Origin of the sequence: Sphingomonas albertensis, from assembly GCF_014358075.1 — a bacterium.
GTDB classification, from domain to species: Bacteria; Pseudomonadota; Alphaproteobacteria; order Sphingomonadales; family Sphingomonadaceae; genus Sphingomonas; species Sphingomonas albertensis.
This window is the reverse complement of the sequence record NZ_JACONT010000040.1, coordinates 17,419-34,412: the sequence shown is the minus strand read 5'-3', so window position 1 is coordinate 34,412 and position 16,994 is coordinate 17,419. Positions and strand designations below refer to the sequence as shown.

Annotated in this window: 16 protein-coding genes; 10 read left to right on the top strand and 6 right to left on the bottom strand. The window is 64.7% G+C overall.

Annotated elements, in window-relative coordinates; all coding sequences use genetic code 11:
• The first annotated feature begins 611 nt into the window (after window positions 1-611).
• Entirely contained in the window at window positions 612-1,766 is a 1,155-nt protein-coding gene (locus tag H8S47_RS19155) for a GGDEF domain-containing protein (RefSeq protein WP_187504726.1), read from the top strand.
• Window positions 1,767-1,917: 151 nt separating this feature from the next.
• On the opposite strand, the gene H8S47_RS15690 is transcribed toward H8S47_RS19155, so the two are convergent.
• Window positions 1,918-2,499, bottom strand: coding sequence for a hypothetical protein (locus H8S47_RS15690; protein ID WP_187504725.1), 582 nt, complete (start codon window positions 2,497-2,499; stop codon window positions 1,918-1,920).
• A gap of 167 nt (window positions 2,500-2,666) precedes the next feature.
• Here H8S47_RS15690 and uvrA point away from each other — a divergent pair, with 167 nt between their 5' ends.
• Both uvrA and H8S47_RS15680 read left to right on the top strand, forming a co-directional pair.
• Window positions 2,667-5,582, top strand: coding sequence for an excinuclease ABC subunit UvrA (uvrA, locus tag H8S47_RS15685; protein WP_187504724.1), 2,916 nt, complete (start codon window positions 2,667-2,669; stop codon window positions 5,580-5,582).
• Window positions 5,579-6,124 carry a hypothetical protein gene (locus tag H8S47_RS15680; protein ID WP_187504723.1) on the top strand — a complete coding sequence of 182 codons (546 nt, stop codon included), beginning with the start codon at window positions 5,579-5,581 and terminating at the stop codon, window positions 6,122-6,124. The genes uvrA and H8S47_RS15680 overlap by 4 nt, the downstream gene beginning before the upstream one ends.
• Window positions 6,125-6,284: 160 nt before the next feature.
• On the opposite strand, the gene H8S47_RS15675 is transcribed toward H8S47_RS15680, so the two are convergent.
• The 3 genes from H8S47_RS15675 to H8S47_RS18915 form a co-directional block, all read right to left on the bottom strand.
• Window positions 6,285-6,953, bottom strand: a complete 669-nt coding sequence (locus H8S47_RS15675; protein ID WP_187504722.1) for a hypothetical protein — start codon at window positions 6,951-6,953, stop codon at window positions 6,285-6,287.
• Window positions 6,954-6,983: 30 nt separating this feature from the next.
• Window positions 6,984-7,145 (bottom strand): BRCT domain-containing protein, encoded by a 162-nt coding sequence (locus tag H8S47_RS18920; protein WP_235982964.1) that lies wholly within the window; start codon window positions 7,143-7,145, stop codon window positions 6,984-6,986.
• Between the two features lie 185 nt (window positions 7,146-7,330).
• A complete protein-coding gene (locus H8S47_RS18915) occupies window positions 7,331-7,594 on the bottom strand; it encodes a hypothetical protein (protein ID WP_235982962.1) in 264 nt (87 codons plus the stop codon).
• Between the two features lie 149 nt (window positions 7,595-7,743).
• Here H8S47_RS18915 and H8S47_RS15665 point away from each other — a divergent pair, with 149 nt between their 5' ends.
• The 7 genes from H8S47_RS15665 (at window position 7,744) to H8S47_RS15635 (ending at window position 12,080) form a co-directional block, all read left to right on the top strand.
• Window positions 7,744-8,064, top strand: a complete 321-nt coding sequence (locus tag H8S47_RS15665; protein WP_187504721.1) for a hypothetical protein — start codon at window positions 7,744-7,746, stop codon at window positions 8,062-8,064.
• Between the two features lie 551 nt (window positions 8,065-8,615).
• Window positions 8,616-8,858: a hypothetical protein gene (locus H8S47_RS15660; RefSeq protein ID WP_187504720.1), complete on the top strand. Its 243-nt coding sequence runs from the start codon at window positions 8,616-8,618 to the stop codon at window positions 8,856-8,858.
• Window positions 8,855-10,360 (top strand): hypothetical protein, encoded by a 1,506-nt coding sequence (locus tag H8S47_RS15655; RefSeq protein ID WP_187504719.1) that lies wholly within the window; start codon window positions 8,855-8,857, stop codon window positions 10,358-10,360. The genes H8S47_RS15660 and H8S47_RS15655 overlap by 4 nt, the downstream gene beginning before the upstream one ends.
• Window positions 10,320-10,763 carry a DUF3597 domain-containing protein gene (locus tag H8S47_RS15650; protein ID WP_187504718.1) on the top strand — a complete coding sequence of 148 codons (444 nt, stop codon included), beginning with the start codon at window positions 10,320-10,322 and terminating at the stop codon, window positions 10,761-10,763. Before H8S47_RS15655 ends, H8S47_RS15650 begins: the two co-directional genes overlap by 41 nt.
• 77 nt (window positions 10,764-10,840) lie before the next feature.
• A complete protein-coding gene (locus H8S47_RS15645) occupies window positions 10,841-11,254 on the top strand; it encodes a glycine zipper 2TM domain-containing protein (RefSeq protein WP_187504717.1) in 414 nt (137 codons plus the stop codon).
• Window positions 11,255-11,532: 278 nt separating this feature from the next.
• Entirely contained in the window at window positions 11,533-11,745 is a 213-nt protein-coding gene (locus H8S47_RS15640; protein WP_031394996.1) for a cold-shock protein, read from the top strand.
• Window positions 11,742-12,080, top strand: coding sequence for a hypothetical protein (locus tag H8S47_RS15635; RefSeq protein WP_328805574.1), 339 nt, complete (start codon window positions 11,742-11,744; stop codon window positions 12,078-12,080). The genes H8S47_RS15640 and H8S47_RS15635 overlap by 4 nt, the downstream gene beginning before the upstream one ends.
• A gap of 629 nt (window positions 12,081-12,709) precedes the next feature.
• Here H8S47_RS15635 and H8S47_RS15630 read toward each other — a convergent pair.
• Together H8S47_RS15630 and H8S47_RS15625 are read right to left on the bottom strand one after the other, a co-directional pair.
• Entirely contained in the window at window positions 12,710-13,681 is a 972-nt protein-coding gene (locus H8S47_RS15630) for a cell wall hydrolase (protein WP_187504716.1), read from the bottom strand.
• A gap of 480 nt (window positions 13,682-14,161) precedes the next feature.
• The gene (locus H8S47_RS15625; RefSeq protein ID WP_187504715.1) at window positions 14,162-16,993 is read right to left on the bottom strand and encodes a M16 family metallopeptidase; all 2,832 of its coding nucleotides are present in this window, start codon (window positions 16,991-16,993) and stop codon (window positions 14,162-14,164) included.
• Between the last annotated feature and the right edge of the window lies 1 nt (window position 16,994).

Genomic DNA, 16,994 nt, shown 5'->3' with positions numbered 1-16,994 from the left:
TCTCTGCGTCTATAGAACAAAGGGCGTAGGTAAGCACGGCTCTAACCGCACCTCGCTTTAAGCCTCTCACGCCTCTCAAGACCATCCGGAACGCCCCGCTCCCCCATCCGTCATCCCAGCGAACGCCGGGACCCACGGCTAAGACGGCCCAGCGGTACAGTGCTGTCATGACCCGGTCCGCGACCATGGGTCCCGGCGTCCGCCGGGATGACGGAGGAGTGGCGATGGGGAGCGCGATTAAAGGCGAATGCCCACTCGGGAGGGTCACGTTCTACACAGGCCAACACGATGCCATGCCGTCCTCATTGCCCCCCAGTCCGTCATCGCGGCGAACGCTGGGACCCACGGTTGCGGTGAACCCGGCGAGATCGTGCTGTGATAACCCGGTCGGCGACCATGGGTCCCCGCATCCGCCGGAACGACATGCGAAGGACAGGTGAGCGCGGCAAAATGGCGCGCGATCCACGGCGAGGCGGTCGAGCCAACGACCGCTCGCGCGAACCCGCACGTGCCCAACCCCGAACACAAACTTCCGTCGTTCCACCAAACCCAAACGAATCCTTAGCAAAGCCAGCCTATTAGCCCACGAAACGAACGAACAGCAGGTGTCCGTGGCGCTCGATCTTACTACCCTCTACGTGATCGCCGCGCTCGGCATGCTCGTTGCAGGGTTCGTCCACCTCGTCACGGTCGCAACCGGCCGGTTCGGCAGCTGGGCCGCGCTATGGGGCGCCGGCCATCTCGTCGTCGGGTTCGGCACGATGATGGCGGTTTTGAACGACAGTATCGGCGTCGCGTGGGCGCCGAACGCGGGCAACCCGGCTGCCGCCATCGGGTATGCGCTGATCGCCGGCGCCGTCCTACGGTTCGCGCGTCCCGAGGCGCGCCTGGCACCGCTGCTCGGGATCGCCGCCGTCCTTGCCGCCCCGTTGATCGTCAGCGACGACCCCGCGTATTTCCACTTTCGCGTCGCCTATCTCAGCACCGTTCGTGCCGGCTTCGATATCGTCGTCGTGATTGCCGCGGTCCGCTTGGCGCGACGCGAATCGTTGCAGACCGGCTGGATCGTCGCCGCACTGTTCGCCGTCACCGTACCGATGTTTCTGGGGCGCGCTTGGCTGGCCTGCGGAGACCATATCGGCACGCGCCTGACCGGCGTGCATGACGATCTCGCGGCCTGGCTCGCCGCTGGCCAGATCGCCTTCATCATCTTCCGCGCCTTCGCGCTGTTGATTCTCCAGGCGGAGCGCGGTCAGAACGCCCTGCGTGACCAATTGGAGCGCGACTGGCTGACCGGCGCGCTCAATCGCGCGGGGCTCGACCGGATCGCCGGCACCTTAACCGGCCGCCACGCGCCGCACCGCATCGCGGTGATGATGCTCGACGTGGATCGCTTCAAGACGCTCAACGACGCCCAGGGCCACGCAGCAGGTGACGCAGCGTTGCGCACGCTTGCCGACATCGCCCACGAAACGCTCGGCAAACATGGTCATCTCGTCCGCTGTGGTGGCGACGAATTTCTCGGTCTGCTCCCGGACGTCCCGGCGGACGAGGCAGGGGCGATCGCCAACCGCATCGCCAGTCAGTTCGCCCGGACCATGACCCAGTATTGCCCGTCAGATTTCGCGCCGAGCGTCAGCATCGGCCTGATCGAGGACCACGCCCGGCAACCCCTCGCCGACCTCATCGCGCGGGCAGACCAAGCGATGTACCGCGCCAAGGGCGACCGCCGCCGATCGTCCGAAGCCTATTCCAGAGCCGCCTGACGCAACCCCTGTCGATGGGCAACCGCGATATCATCATCAAATCGCGGCCTTGCTAGAAATCAACAAGGCCGCGTTTCGGAAGTGGTGTCGGGAAAGCTTCATCCATCAGGTGAAGCGCGCCAGAGTATGCTCGATATCTGACGGGGTCCTGTCACTTCGTAGGCGGCGCATCCTTGGGTCGCCCGAAGCCGACGAACAACCGTTCGAGCCCGACCGTGACCGAATCGATCACCTTGGCGAACTCGGGCGGCAGCGCGTTCGTCTCGCTGCGAGGCGGTTCGGCAGTCTCGCCGGCGAACGGCCCGGTACCCGACGACTTGCCCGCCTCCGCACCTGCGTCCGGCGCGATCGTCGCAGCGGTCGGCTCCGACGTTGCAGCGGGTCGGGCGGAGGGCGGAACAGGCGGGGCAGGGGGCGTCGGCGGGGTCGGTCGCACGCTCGGCTTCGCGTCATGCTTCGAAATCGTAGTTGCCGCAGCCATCAGGCCAGCCGCGATCATCTGCCGACCGACCGGCGTTCCCATCTGCCGCGCGATCGTCGCTGCTATCCCGGTAAACGGTGCCCCGCCCTCATGCTTGCCGCCCCCATGCTTGTGGTCGGCATGATTGCCACCGTCATGCTTGTGGCGCTTGTACCCGTCGTCGTCCCGCCCGCCCGCATAGTGCCCGGTTGCCCGCATGTCGATTTCGACCTCGCGCTCGCGCCGTTTCCGCTCGTCCTTCTTCTTGCCCATGTCACGCTCCACTACTGTATTGCCTATCCAATACACCATGTAAGTATCACCGGGCCGCGCCACAATGCCCCCTTTCGCCAAGCACCCGCGTTACCCATCTCTGCAACCGACCTGACGGCGCCGCACAAGGCTTGCCGCATCCGAACAAATATGGAACAGACCGCCTCATGCTGACAAAGATTTCCGTACGCGGCGCGCGCGAGCACAACCTCAAGGACGTCGACATCGACATCCCCCGCGACACGCTGACGGTGATCACCGGGCTGTCCGGCTCGGGCAAGTCGAGCCTCGCCTTCGACACGATCTACGCCGAAGGGCAGCGCCGCTACGTCGAATCGCTCTCCGCCTATGCCCGCCAGTTCCTCGAACTGATGCAGAAGCCCGACGTCGACCACATCGAAGGCCTGTCGCCCGCGATCTCGATCGAGCAGAAGACGACCAGCCGCAACCCGCGTTCGACTGTCGCCACCGTCACCGAGATCTACGACTATATGCGCCTGCTCTGGGCGCGCGTCGGCATCCCGTACTCCCCCGCCACCGGCGAACCCATTGCGGCGCAGACCGTCAGCCAAATGGTCGACCGCGTCATGGCGCTCCCCGAAGGCACGCGCCTGTACCTGCTCGCCCCCGTCGTCCGCGGCCGGAAAGGCGAGTACCGCAAGGAACTCGCCGAGTGGCAGAAGGCGGGCTTCGCGCGCGTCCGCATCGACGGCACGATCCACGACATCGACGAAGCCCCCGCGCTCGACAAGAAGTACAAGCACGACATCGAGGTCGTCGTCGACCGCCTCGTCGTCGGCGGCGAGATCGCCACGCGTCTCGCGGAAAGCTTCGAAACCGCGCTGAAACTCGCCGACGGCCTAGCCTATGTCGACCCCGCAGACCCGGTCGAGCCGCACACGCCCAAGTCGGAAATCCTCGGCAACAACGCCCCCGACGGTCGCATCGTCTTCTCCGAGAAGTTCGCCTGCCCGGTCAGCGGCTTCACCATCTCCGAGATCGAGCCACGCCTGTTCTCGTTCAACGCCCCGCAAGGCGCGTGCCCGGCCTGTGACGGCCTGGGCGAGAAGCTGCTGTTCGACGAAGACCTCGTCGTCCCCAACCACATGCTCAGCATCAAGAAGGGCGCGGTCGTCCCCTGGGCGAAATCCAACCCGCCATCGCCCTATTACATGCAGGTCCTCGGCAGCCTCGCGCGCGAGTTCAAGTTCGACATCGAGACGCCCTGGTCCGACCTCCCGCCGGAGGTTCAGAGCACCATCCTGCACGGCTCGAAGGGCAAACCCGTCACGCTCACCTTCATCGACGGCAAGAAGAAATACGACGTCTCGAAGCCGTTCGAAGGCGTCATCGGCAACCTCAACCGTCGCATGCTCCAGACCGACTCCGCCTGGATGCGCGAGGAGTTGAGCAAGTACCAGTCCGCCGCCCCCTGCGAAGTCTGCGGCGGCGCGCGCCTGAAGCCCGAAGCGCTCGCGGTCAAGATCGCGATGAAGGACATCTCCTACGCCACGCATCTCTCTGTGGTCGACGCGCTCCAGTTCTTCACCGACATGCCGCAGCATCTCGGCGACCAGCAGAACGCGATCGCCGAACGCATCCTCAAGGAGATCGTCGAGCGTTTGGGCTTCCTCAACAATGTCGGCCTCGACTACCTCAACCTCGACCGCACCTCGGGCACGCTCAGCGGCGGCGAAAGCCAGCGCATCCGCCTCGCGTCGCAGATCGGCAGCGGCCTGTCCGGCGTGCTCTACGTCCTCGACGAGCCCTCGATCGGCCTGCACCAGCGCGACAACGACATGCTCCTCAAGACGCTCCGCCGTCTGCGCGATCTCGGCAACACCGTACTCGTCGTCGAGCATGACGAGGACGCGATCCGCACCGCCGACTATATCATCGACATGGGCCCCGGCGCCGGCGTCCGCGGCGGCCAGGTCGTCGCGCAGGGCACGCTGAAGCAGATCCTCAAGTCGAAGGGCAGCATCACCGCCGACTATCTCAACGGCACGCGCGAAGTCCCCGTCCCGGCAACACGGCGCAAGGGCAACGGCAAGAAGCTCACCGTCCACAACGCGGTCGCCAACAACCTGCGCGGCGTCACCGCCAGCCTGCCGCTCGGCACCTTTACCTGCATCACCGGCGTCTCCGGCTCGGGCAAGTCGAGCTTCACGATCGACACGCTCTACGCCGCCGCCGCACGCGAGCTGAACGGCGCGCGCATCGTCCAGGGCAAGCACGACAAGATCACCGGCCTCCAGTATCTCGACAAGGTCATCGACATCGACCAGTCGCCGATCGGCCGCACCCCGCGCAGCAACCCCGCCACCTACACCGGCAGCTTCACGCAGATCCGCGACTGGTTCGCCGGCCTGCCCGAATCGCAGGCGCGCGGCTACAAGCCCGGCCGCTTCAGCTTCAACGTCAAGGGCGGCCGCTGCGAGGCGTGCCAGGGCGACGGCGTGCTCAAGATCGAGATGCACTTCCTCCCCGACGTCTACGTCACGTGCGACGTCTGCCACGGCGCGCGCTACAATCGCGAGACGCTCGAGGTGAAGTTCAAGGGCCATTCGATCGCCGACGTGCTCGACATGACGGTCGAGGATGCCGCCGAATTCTTCAAGGCGGTCCCCCCGATCCGCGACAAGATGGCGATGCTGGTCGAGGTCGGCCTCGGCTACGTCAAGGTCGGCCAGCAGGCGACGACGCTCTCGGGCGGCGAAGCGCAACGCGTCAAGCTCGCCAAGGAACTCTCGCGCCGCGCCACCGGCAACACGCTCTACATCCTCGACGAACCCACCACCGGCCTCCATTTCGAGGACGTGCGGAAATTGTTGGAAGTCCTCCACGCGCTGGTCGAGCAAGGCAACACGGTGGTGGTAATCGAACACAATCTCGACGTCATCAAGACCGCCGACTGGGTCCTCGACCTGGGCCCCGAAGGCGGCGTCAAGGGCGGCGAGATCGTCGCGGAGGGGACGCCGGAGAAGGTGGCGAAGGCCAAGGGCAGCTTCACGGGGAAGTATCTTGCGCCGTTGCTGGAGAAGCGGGTGATCGAAAAGGTGCAAAAGGCTTCGGCGGGGTGAGTCCTTATCGCCCGGAATTCATCGCCGCTCTAGAGCTTTTCGCTATCGTCAGCGAGGTTGTGGAGCGGAGAGGGTTCTTGCGACCTGTCCTAGTGGGTGGCGCAGCAGTGGAACTCTACTCGGCCAGCGACATCGCGACGGGCGATTTTGATCTTGTCACCGCTAGGCAGGATGTTCTTGAGCAGGCATTACAGGCTAATGGTTTCGTCAAGCCATCTGGTCCCGGTAAGCTGACGCGCGGCTGGATACATCCCGAGTTGAAGCTTGGCTTCGAGGTCGTTGGCTCGGCTCTGATGGATGGCAGGGCGGAACGGGATCGCGTGAAGCTTATCGATACCTCAGCAGGCGATCAGTTTGCCGTGATTTCGGTGGAGGACTTGATTGCCGATCGGATGGGGCAATATGCTTCTGGGTCGGCCCCTGACATGCTGGGACAGGCACAAGTGTTATTCAGCCTTTATCAAGGCGAAGATAGTAGCTATCTGGATCGTAGGATTCGCGAAGAAACCGATACCGCATATGGCATTGAAGACCTCCAATAGCCCTCGAGGCATGTCGCTCGCCAGTTTTGGGCAGGGCGTGACGCGTCGGCGCGAGATGCTCGGTGATATCGCTATGCCGCGCAATTCCGGTCTACGCCGTACGGACAGCAAAATCGCGTTGCTCGCTGCGATTGAGAATGTTGGTGGCTCTTGGTAATTGTCAGCCAAGTTCGCTGAGCAACAGGCGCCATTCTCGTAAGACGCTTGAATAGCGGTGACGGAAAATCGCTTCCTCGTCTCCTTGTAGAGGATGCCGATCGACAGAAAAGGTTTCTCCTCGAATGACATCGAGAATTCGCATGTCATCGATGCCGTGATTTGGCAGTGCTTTACTCATAGCCCACAGGCCTATCCGCGCAGCTTCCTCGGACAAGTTAGGCCTGTCGGAAAAATAGGGATAGATCAGCCGCGTCTTGTCGGTTCCGACTTTTAACGACATGAGATTGTCGACCCGGACTATTCCTTCGATGTCTGCAAAACCGCACGTCCCGCTGATCGAATTCGGGAACTCCTCAATATCCTCATTGATCCAGCGCCGTGTTTCGTTCCACCAGTGTAGAAATCCGTCACGCAGTTTAGGGTACAGGTTTTTCCGATGCCAATCTCGTTCGATTTGCCGGTCGGTCGACTCGGTGAGATCGCTCTTTCCTGCCGCATGACTTTTTGCATCCGCCCAGAACGGGTAGTGAAAATGCCGGGCTAGTGACTTCTGCCCGGATCGCCTTGCAAGTTCGTCCTTCGCCTCACGCTTTAGTTTGGTAGAACGGATCGAATCCTTCAAATAGAACAGATGTAGCGCTTTCCTGAGGGCGATGGTGTCAATCGACATGCGGTTCCCTTGGCGGATTTGCTGGGAGAATCATTGCAGGTGCCCGACCCAATGCTCTTCCGACACGATCGTGATCGGTACGCCTTCGGCTCGCATATCGGCTGCTTTGAGGATCTTGTTGCCGAACGAAGAATGCTTCCAGGATTCGGTCGCGTACAAACCGATGACGAGTACGTCGGTCTTCTGCGTCAAGCTGCCGCACCGGCCCCCGCGCTCGCTTACGGCGGCTTCGCAGGCTTTGCGCTGCCCGAAATTAAACGTGCCCGTGAAGCAATAGCTGCGGCCACCGAAGGTTAGATTCGGCGCGGGGTCACATAGCGGCAACGTAGTTGCCTTGAGTACCTCGCCTAGCTCAAAGTCACGGCTCGAAAATGCATTTAGAGTTGCCAGCAGGTCACGGCATTCCTCCTCGTCGCTATGCCGTCTGCCAACACCGCGTTCACGCGATCGTACAGTGTTCGGATAACTGGCTGACCACTGATGCCCACGCTGGCAGCCAGCCACTTTTGCAAAAATTCGACTTCGCTTTGATTGAGCGTGCCATCAGCGGCGATGCCACGCGTGATGCCGATCAACTCGTCTATCTGTCGCGATGAAATGCGATCATTATTCACTAGTGCCAAGAAAGTCTCATTAGTCATCTTCGTCTCCGACTAAATTTATGCTGGCTCAAATGGATGATGCAAAGCAAGGGGGTCGCTGTCCGAATTGTAGCGATCTCCTCAAAGCTGGAACATGGCAGCAGGCCAATTCGTTCAACTGCGCAAATCAACAGCATTGGACGATTGTTATGACCAAACCCGACCACCGCCCGCACAAGCCAGCCAAGCCCAAAACGTTCGGCATCAACGCGCTGTCGATCGGGGCTGCGGCGATCGGTCTCGGGGGTGCGTTGCTGGCGGTGTTCCTGCGGTCGAAGACGAACCCCGCCGAGCATGCGGCGCCCGATCTCGCGCTCGACAAGCCCCGCCCGGGTGCGACCGATCGCGCGCCGGACGCCTTCCGCCCCGATGCCACCGCGGTCCCCACCAAGGCCGAGCGCGAGTCGCTCCGCCCCGCCACCGGCCCAGCCCCGTCGTTCGCCGCGGATCGCGGGTCGACGCTCGGCTGACGCGACTTCCTGATCCTCCCCCGCAAGGGGGAGGTGGCTGGCTCTTGCCAGTCGGAGGGGGAGGGGGCGATCACCTCCGTTGCGTGTCCTCCCCCTCCGTCACCTGCGGTGCCACCTCCCCCTGGCGGAGGAGGATCAAAAGAGCCGGACGGTGGAAGCCTATCCGGATGCCACCGCCAGTGCTTCTTCACCGCTGGCTGGATCGCTGGGTACGTGGAGCCAGTAAGCCTGTTTCCCCCGCGAAGGCGGGGATCCAGACTGGGCTCCCGCCTTCGCGGGAGAACAAGGAGGACGTCGGATCGCGCGCTAACGCGTGTTCGAGATCGATGAGCGCTGGTTCCATCACCCACGCCACGCCCTCATCCCCGTTCCGTCATCCTGACGAAAGTCAGGACCCAGAGCCAAAAGCGCCATACCCCGTAACCTTGGGCCCTGACTTTCGTCAGGATGACGAGGGGGGGCGTCAGGACGCGGGGCCACCCCCGAAACCGCTGTCCTACACACCCCGATCCGGCATACCTGATCGGTCCTCTCAGCAACGAGGATCGATCATGGCAAACGCACCCACCCCGGCCGATCCGCCCCCATGCTACATCGCAACGCGCGCCACGCCCGCCCCTCGGCCACGGTACGGCCCCCCAATCCCCGATCATCTCCCAGACGCGGTCCGCCACGTCATGGCCTGGCAAGCGCATGTCGACGCCGGTCGGATCGGCACCCGCATCCCCGTATCGCCCGAGATCGCCGCCAACCGCGATCGCTGGACCGCGCTCGCCCGGACCATGCGCAAGTGACCGCCGCTCTCCAGGAGCCCGGCATCGATCAAGACACCGAGCAAACCGGCGAACCCAAAGCCCCCTCGCCAACCGCCCCCGATCACTCCGCACCCCCGCAAGCCGATCCCGCTCCGCAAACCGACAACGCCCAGCGCGCGTACATCCCAGCCACCCCGACCCGCTATACCCAGCGCAGCGACGGCTGGACCTCGGATCGCCAGCGCGGTTTCCTCGAACGCATCGCCGAGGGCGCCACCGTCGACGAGGCGAGCGCCAGCGTCGGCCTCTCGCCCGGTGCCGCCTACACGCTGCGTCGCCGCGCGGCAGGCGCAGCGTTCGCGCTAGGCTGGGACGCAGCCAAGCTGGTCGCGCGACCGATCGTCGCCGAAGCGCTCTTCCTCCGCGCGATCGCCGGCCAGACCGAGCGTGTCACCAGGCCGGACGGCGAAGTGATCGAGCGCCACCGCTACGACAACCGCCTCGCCATGTCCTTGCTCAACCGGCTCGATCGCCACGCCGACGCCACCGAGACCGCCAACGCCGCCACCCGCATGGTCGCTGCCGAATTCGACGCCTTCCTCGACATCATCGCGCGCGATGCCGGCCCGGCGCGCGCCGGCCTGTTCCTCGGCGAACGTCTCGACGCCGACGCCATACAGGCGGGGGCGGGGCCAGCAACGGGGTCAATGCCAAGCGCAGCCGAAGCGGCAATGGCGCCGATCCTCGCGCTCGCCCGCGCCGACCGCTGGCTGCGCAGCGCCGCCGGCGTCGCTTCCGGGATCGACGTCACCGATTTCGATCCCGCCGCGCGCGCCGACTGGACCGCCGCCCAATGGTCGCGCGCCGAAGCCGCCGGTCTGCTGCAACCGGCGCCGGATCCCGCGCCCGAACCGGCACCCGATCCGGTGCTCGATCCGGACCTGAAGCCCTCTGCCGAAAGCGCGCCAGCGTCTGCACTTCCTGTACTTCACTTTGACCAGGATGGTCGCGACGGCGATCATCCGGTCTGGTTCGACTCGATTTCGCAGGGCTGGCGAACCTGTTTTCCGCCGCCGGATCCGTATTTCAATACCGAAGACGGCCTGTTCGGCGACGACACGTACAGCCGCGAGTGTTCGGACGAAGAGGCAATCATCCTCGACGCGCCAAGCGACCGCGAGATCGCCGAGCGGACGATCACCGAGGGCGTCGACCGCGATACATGGTTCGTCGCCTATGCGATCGACGGCGGTCTCGTCGACGAAGCGGGCGCCGAGGCGGCCGGCGCCACCGATGCGGACCGCATCACCACGTTGGCGGCGAGTTTCGATCCTCTCGGCTGCGACGAACCGGTCGCACGGGGGCCCGGCGCGCGCGCTGGTCTCGATCCCGTCCAGTCGCAGCGCCCGGACGTTCCGTCGCCCCCGGTCGCGGCGCCTGCACCCAAATCCCCGATCGGGCGTTCTCCCGCCGTCAGACTCTTATACGACAGGGATCCCCATGAGCATCTTCAGCAAGATCAAGTCCGCCATCTTCGGTGAGAAGGGCCCACTCGGCAGCGGCCATTTCGGTACCCCCAAGGCCGACGCACCCGCACCAGCGCCGGCGCCGCAGACCACCGCAGCCCAGCCCGCACCGACGCCCGCCGCTCCGACTCCGCAGGCCGCGCCCGCAGCACCCGCTCAAGCCGTCGACGTCGAAGCCGTCCTCTCGGGCATCGCCTCGAAGAAGGGCTCCGATCTCAACTGGCGCACCTCGATCGTCGACCTGATGAAGCTGCTTGATCTCGATTCGAGCCTCGACAACCGCAAGGAACTCGCCACCGAGCTCGGCTATACCGGCGCGAAGGACGGCAGCGCCGAAATGAACATGTGGCTGATCAAGGCCGTGATGCGCGAGCTGGAAAAGAACGGCGGCACGGTGCCCGCCAACCTCAAGGACTAAGGCCGTTTCGGCGCCGGCAACCAAATGCCGGCGCCGATCATTACGCCTTCAGTATCAACCTACTGAAAGGACACGAAATGCGCGTTGCGATGCTGGGCCTGCTGGCCGCCTCTACAATGGTTGCCGGCTGCGTCGGCGACGGAGGCAGCCGCTACGGCGTCGACCCGCGCTATCGGTCCTACGACTATAACCGCCCGGATCCTGCCTATGGCAGCTACGACGCCGGCCGCTACTACCGCGACGACCGCCGCTATCGCGAGCGCCGCCTGTCACGCAACGAGCGTATCTATCGCGGTAATGACGGTCGCTATTACTGCCGCCGCAATGACGGCACCACCGGACTCATCGTTGGCGGAGTCGCGGGCGGCGTGCTCGGCAACATCATAGCGCCGGGCGGTTCGGGCCTGCTCGGCACCGTCCTCGGTGCGGCCGGCGGTGCGCTTGCCGGGCGTGCGGTCGACCGTTCCAGCAACGACACCCGCTGCCGCTAAATTGCTCGACCGGCGCCGAAATATCGGCGCCGGTCGTTTCAAATTATGGATGTCTCGGTCGGCGCACGCAAAAATATTATATGCGGTAATCGACGCAGTTCTTGACCCATTTTACCGGCAAGATTTGCAATTACGGCGGTCTTGGCCCATATAGCGCTCAGCTACAGTCGCATATCGACGGTTCTTGGCGCTTTGCGGCACCTTTCTCCTTCTTTCCCTGCTCCGCGGCACGGGTCGCCCGAACGTCGGGTTACTCTCTACTAAGAAGGAGCCACCTCATGGCTATCACCGGAACCGTCAAGTTTTTCAACGCCGACAAGGGCTATGGCTTCATCGCGCCGGATGGCGGCGGCAATGATGCATTCGTGCACATCACCGCAGTCGAGCGCGCCGGCATGCCGACGCTGAACCAGAACCAGCGCGTCACCTACGAGCTCGAGCCCGACAAGCGCGGCAAGCAGTCGGCCGTGAACCTCCAGCCAGCCGATTGATCTCGCTGGCGGATTTCGGTCCGCCGCCTGATCTCGGTTGCGGTGCGGCGATCTTCGGGTCGCCGCACCAACTCTATCTAATTCACTCGCAGGAGCGCACCAGCATGGCCGATAATCCAGAATTTTACCGGGCCCGCGCTGATGAAGAGCGTCGCAACGGCGATGCTGCCCTCCTCGACAACGTCCGCGATCGCTGCCGCCGCGCCGAAAAGGCCTGGGACGACATGGCCTCGCGCGCAGAACGTACCCAGATCCTCCGCGCCGCCCGCGAAGCCGCCCCCCCCGGTGGCGAACGCATGATGATCGGCACCCCGTCGATGGTTCCCGCCGAATAGGCGAACCCTCGACTACAGATCGCATTGAATGAAACCCGAGTGCAGCGATGCGCTCGGTTTTTTCTTGCGCGTCGATATCGGCTTCGGCTGAAGGTGGGGAAGGGGTTCGCGCAGAGGCGCAGAGAGCGCGGAGGCTTCAGCCGAGACGCCGGTGATCGATCACCGGAGCTTCGACATTCTATATCCTGCGAAGTTCCACAGCTTCAGCGCCGCGCTGCCAAAGGGAGCTGGCAACTTTACAATTCTTGGTCATCCCCGCGGAGGCGGGGACCCAATATCCTCAGATGTTCCGCACTGTTCGCCGAGGCTTGCCAACAGTGATCCTCGCCTGCGCGGGAATGACACTGAGATGTGAGGGCTCTGTCGGTTCTAGACTGGAAGTGCTCTGTGCATGGCTCAAGGTCCTGCACAATGCCGATTCACAGCGGGTCGGAAGACTAATTCCAAAGTCGATCCGCCCATGCAAGTCGGGCAGGGGCCTCCGAGCGCACCATCTCCGCGTCCTCTGCGCCTCCGCGCGCAAAAACTCTTCGCCCGGCCTGATCCAACCGGTGGTCGCGCCAAAGCAAGGGGCATCTTTTCCTGCCGGAAGCGGCAGGGTGGGGAGGGTACTGGCCCGATACCCGAGCCTACTTCAACGGCTTCCCCGAATCCTTCCACCGATCGAGGATCTGCGATTCCGGTGGCAGCATATCCGTCACGACCGGCACGGCTGGCTTGGCAGACACCGGTTTAACCTCCGCGAGCACTACCGGCGCGACCGGCACCGGAACGGCGACCGCCGCCGCCCCAGCCGCAGCGATCATCTGCGGTGTCGGCGGCGCGACTGGAGGCAACGTCATATGTGGCCCCGGGACCGGCTCGCCGCCCCCATAGCGCTGGTTGAACGCGGCGGACGTGCCCCAATACCCCTTCCACCGATGGAAGAAATGCGCGCCGACGACGTCGGTCATCACCAGCGCCCGGTTCCACGCCGGCGTCACCGCATAGGTGTGATAATGCGTCGCCAGCCCGACGGGTGCATAGACATAGCCCGCCAGCGCCATTCCTGCCGCTCGCGCCGCGCGCACCCACGCCGCCCGAGCCGGCATACGGGCGAGCGCACCGTCGCAGGCGAAGCTGAACTGGCAGCCGGCATGCTCCGATCCCTGATACACCACGCCGCACACCGTTCCCGGGAACGCCGGATGACGCGCGCGATTGAGGATGACCTGCGCCACCGCCTGTTGGCCGGCGTCGGACTCGGATGCGGCCTCGTAATAGATCGCGGCGGTGAGGCATTGCAGCGCACGGTCGCGGTCGAGTGCCGACGCGCCCGCCATCGAGAACGGCCGTGCGGGCACGACGCCGGCATCCAGGATCGCACCCGCGGGGATAGGCAGATCGGGTAGGTCGATCGTCCCCGTCACGCCAGCCGCCGGCGCCGCGGTTTCCTGATCGGCGGACGGTATCGGGCTCGACACTCCGCGCGTATCTGCCGCTACCATCGCCCGATCACGTGCGGCGTTGCGCGCGGAAATGCCTCGGAGAGCGGCGTGCGCGGAGATACCGGCGCCGATCACCAGCACCGTGGCGACCATCGCCAACCAGATGCGACGCATCAGCCGAACCGTCTGCACCCGAACGCGCACGCTATTACCTCATGATGCCGGAATGAGCGGAATGCTCACACACTTGAACGGTGCCTATCGAATAGCCGATTTCCACGGGCCGATCCCGTCCGAATTTCGGCCGTCCCACCGCGGGACGGAACTGGCTGAGGCCGATCGACATTCAGTTTAAACGCCAGATCAATCCTTTCTCCGTTATGCCGGACTGGTTCCGGCATCCACGGTGCCGCAAGATCGAGGGACTTGGACTTGCGGAACTGTGGACCTCGGAACGAATCCGGGACGACGGAGCGGTTTCTGCCTTGCTCCGTACCAAAACATAGAACGCCCATTGCTCTGGTTCGGTATGCGTGGCTCGACGGGGGAAGGACGATAATCTCACATATCCTTCCCCGCCGTTACCACCGACGCGTCATGCCCATTAAGGTCACGATCGTCCGCCGGTTCGCAGATCGGCTTAGCAGCGATGGCTTACCGTAAGGTTGCGGTATCCAGTTTCAGCGCAGCCTCGGGGATCACTTCCACGTTCGGATACGCCTTGCGCAGCGGTTCGATGAACTGCTTGGCGTCGCCGACCACGACGATACTCGCCGCCTTCGGATCGAGCAGCGCCACCGCCGCCGCCTGTACCGCCGTCGGATCGACCGCGCCGACCGCGCCCGTGTAGCGCTGCAACTCGCCAAGCGGCACGCCGTTCTGGACATACGCGCCGAGGATCCCGGCAACCCCGGAGGTTGTCTCGATCCCCCGCCCAAAATTACCGACCAGTACCGCCTTGCGCGTGTCGAGTTCGGGGGCGGGCACGGGTGCCGACCCCAGCCGCGCCATCTCGGCGGCGATCAGCGTCACGACCTCCGCCGCGGTCGGGTTCTTGGTCTGCGTCCGCGCGGCGACCGTCCCCTGCGTCTTGCCCGCATCCAGCCCGCTGCTCGCGCCATAGGCAAGTCCGCGCTTGATCCGGATTTCCTGGTTCAGCCGCGACGAAAAGCCACCGCCGAGCACGGTGTTGCCGACCGCCAGCGGGTAGTAACGCGCATCGTTCCGCGCGATCGCCGGCCGCGCGACGACCACGCCGGCCTGACCTGCCTCCGGCATGTCGACGACGATCACGCGAGGCTTGGGATATACGACCTCAGGCGCCTTCGCCGGTGCCGCGCCAGCCGATTGCCAGCGTCCGAACTGCGCCTCCGCCAACGCCTTCGCACGCGCTGCGGTGACGTCGCCGACCATGATCAGCGTTGCCTGGCCCGGCTGGAAACTCCGTGCGTAGGCTGCTGCGATGTCGGGCCTCGTGATGGCCTTCAACGACAAGGGCGTCCCCCCGATCGGTGCCCCATAAGGCGATCCGCCGAGCACCGCACGGTCCGCGACGAGCCCGGCGACCTGCGCGGGGTTCTTGAGCGCCAGCGTGACGGCATCGATCTGCTGCGTCCGCGCGCGTTCGATTTCTTCGGGGGCAAAGGCCGGGTTGACCGCCACGTCCGCCAGGATCGCCATCGCCGGCGCAAGCTGGTCCGACTTCACCGTCACGTCGACCGACGCGCCATCGCTACCCGCCGCGCTGCCGATCGCGCCGCCAAGCCCCTCGATCGCCCGCGCGATCTGCGTTGCCGAGCGCGTCCTGGTTCCCTTGGTCAGCAGTTCCGCGGCCAGGCTGCTCACGCCCGCGCGGTTCGCCGGATCGGTCGCCGCACCACCGGCGGTCACCAGATAGGCGGTGACGATCGGCAGGTCGTGCCGCTCCACCGTGACCAGCCGCATGCCGTTGGCGAGACGAACCTCGACCGGCTGCGGGATCGTTGGCGATACCGGCGCGCTCGGTGCGGGCGGCTGTACGCGCTGGCCGTCCGGCGCAGGCGTCACGATCTCGACATCCGCAGGCGTCTTCAGGTCGGCAACCTGGACGGTCGGCGCCACCGCGATCGTATCGGCAACGCCGGTCGCGGGCTTGTCGGCGATCGGCATGTACCGGATCGTCGCCGACTGGTTCTCGCCCAGATATTCCCGGGCCACCCGCTGGATGTCCGCCGCAGTCACCCGCGCGATCGCCTCGAGCTGCTTGTCCGCTGCCTGCGGATCGCCGTCGATCAATACCGCCGCGGCCAGCGTGCTCGCCTTGCCCTCGGCGGTCTCGCGCGACTGGATCGACTGGGTGAGGATTTCGTTCTTCGCCTCGGCCAGTTCGGCCGCGCTCACCGGCGCATCGCGGAACCGCGCGATCTCGCGCTTCAACGCGGCCTCGCCCGCCTCGGCCGTCTTGCCGCCCGCCATGATCGCATAGACCACCAGATTGCCGGTCGACTGCTTGGTATCGAGGAATGCCTCCGCCGATTGCGCGAGTTGGTCGCGGTACACGACATTCTCGTACAGCCGCGAACTCTCGCCCGTCGACAGTACGGCGTTCAGCACGGTCAGCGCCGCGCTATCAGCATCGCGGTCGGCCGGCACGTGATAGCTGACCAGCACCGCCGGCAACGGCGTGTTCGGCTCGTACACGGTGCGCGTCACCGCCTTGGTCCGTGCCGGCTCGGCCACCGTCACGCGCGGGATCGCTGCGGCGGGCTTCTTGATCCTGGCGAAATACTGATCGACCCAGCCGTTCAACTGCGTGGGATCGAAATTGCCCGACACCACGAGGATGGCATTGTCCGGCCGATAATAGGTCGCGTGGAACGCACGAACGTCTTCGATCCCAGCCGCCTCGAGATTCTCCAGGCTGCCGATCGTCCCGCGCGCATAAGGATGTGCGGAATAGGCGAGCGCCGGATAATATAGCGAGAACAGCTTGCCGTACGGTCGCGCGAGCGTGCTCTGGCGCAGTTCCTCCTTCACCACGTCGCGTTCCGACCCGAAGCTCTTGGGCTCGACGACGAGGCTCGCCATCCGGTCGGCTTCCGCGAACAGCAGTCGCTGGAGGTGGTTGGCGGGGATCACCTCGTAATAATTGGTGTAGTCGTCGTTGGTCGACGCGTTGTTGTAGCCGCCGACATCCTCGGTCAGCCGGTCCATCTGCTCCGACACGAGGTTGCGCGTCGACTTGAACATCAGATGTTCGAACATGTGCGCGAACCCGGACTTGCCCTTCGGATCGTCCTTCGAACCGACGTCGTACCAGACCTGCACCGACACGTTCGGCGTGCCGGTATCGCGGATCGCATAGACGCGCAGGCCATTGGGCAGCGTGCGCTCGGTATAGGCGAGCGGCTTCACCGAGACCTGCGTCGGGGCAGGTGCGGTCTGCGCCCCCACCGCTACCGGGAAAAACACCGCGGTCAGCAGCAAAGCGGAGCGGAGGAGGCGCATG

Excerpts from the sequence above, each read along its gene's own strand:
- H8S47_RS15665 (WP_187504721.1), top strand. The coding sequence starts at position 7,744 with ATGACCAAACCCGACCACCGCCCGCACAAGCCAGCCAAGCCCAAAACG.
- H8S47_RS15650 (WP_187504718.1), top strand. The coding sequence starts at position 10,320 with ATGAGCATCTTCAGCAAGATCAAGTCCGCCATCTTCGGTGAGAAGGGC.
- H8S47_RS15625 (WP_187504715.1), bottom strand. The coding sequence starts at position 16,993 with ATGCGCCTCCTCCGCTCCGCTTTGCTGCTGACCGCGGTGTTTTTCCCG.
- H8S47_RS15630 (WP_187504716.1), bottom strand. The coding sequence starts at position 13,681 with ATGCGTCGCATCTGGTTGGCGATGGTCGCCACGGTGCTGGTGATCGGC.
- H8S47_RS15640 (WP_031394996.1), top strand. The coding sequence starts at position 11,533 with ATGGCTATCACCGGAACCGTCAAGTTTTTCAACGCCGACAAGGGCTAT.
- H8S47_RS15690 (WP_187504725.1), bottom strand. The coding sequence starts at position 2,499 with ATGGGCAAGAAGAAGGACGAGCGGAAACGGCGCGAGCGCGAGGTCGAA.
- uvrA (WP_187504724.1), top strand. The coding sequence starts at position 2,667 with ATGCTGACAAAGATTTCCGTACGCGGCGCGCGCGAGCACAACCTCAAG.
- H8S47_RS15660 (WP_187504720.1), top strand. The coding sequence starts at position 8,616 with ATGGCAAACGCACCCACCCCGGCCGATCCGCCCCCATGCTACATCGCA.
- H8S47_RS15675 (WP_187504722.1), bottom strand. The coding sequence starts at position 6,953 with ATGTCGATTGACACCATCGCCCTCAGGAAAGCGCTACATCTGTTCTAT.
- H8S47_RS18915 (WP_235982962.1), bottom strand. The coding sequence starts at position 7,594 with ATGACTAATGAGACTTTCTTGGCACTAGTGAATAATGATCGCATTTCA.
- H8S47_RS15645 (WP_187504717.1), top strand. The coding sequence starts at position 10,841 with ATGCGCGTTGCGATGCTGGGCCTGCTGGCCGCCTCTACAATGGTTGCC.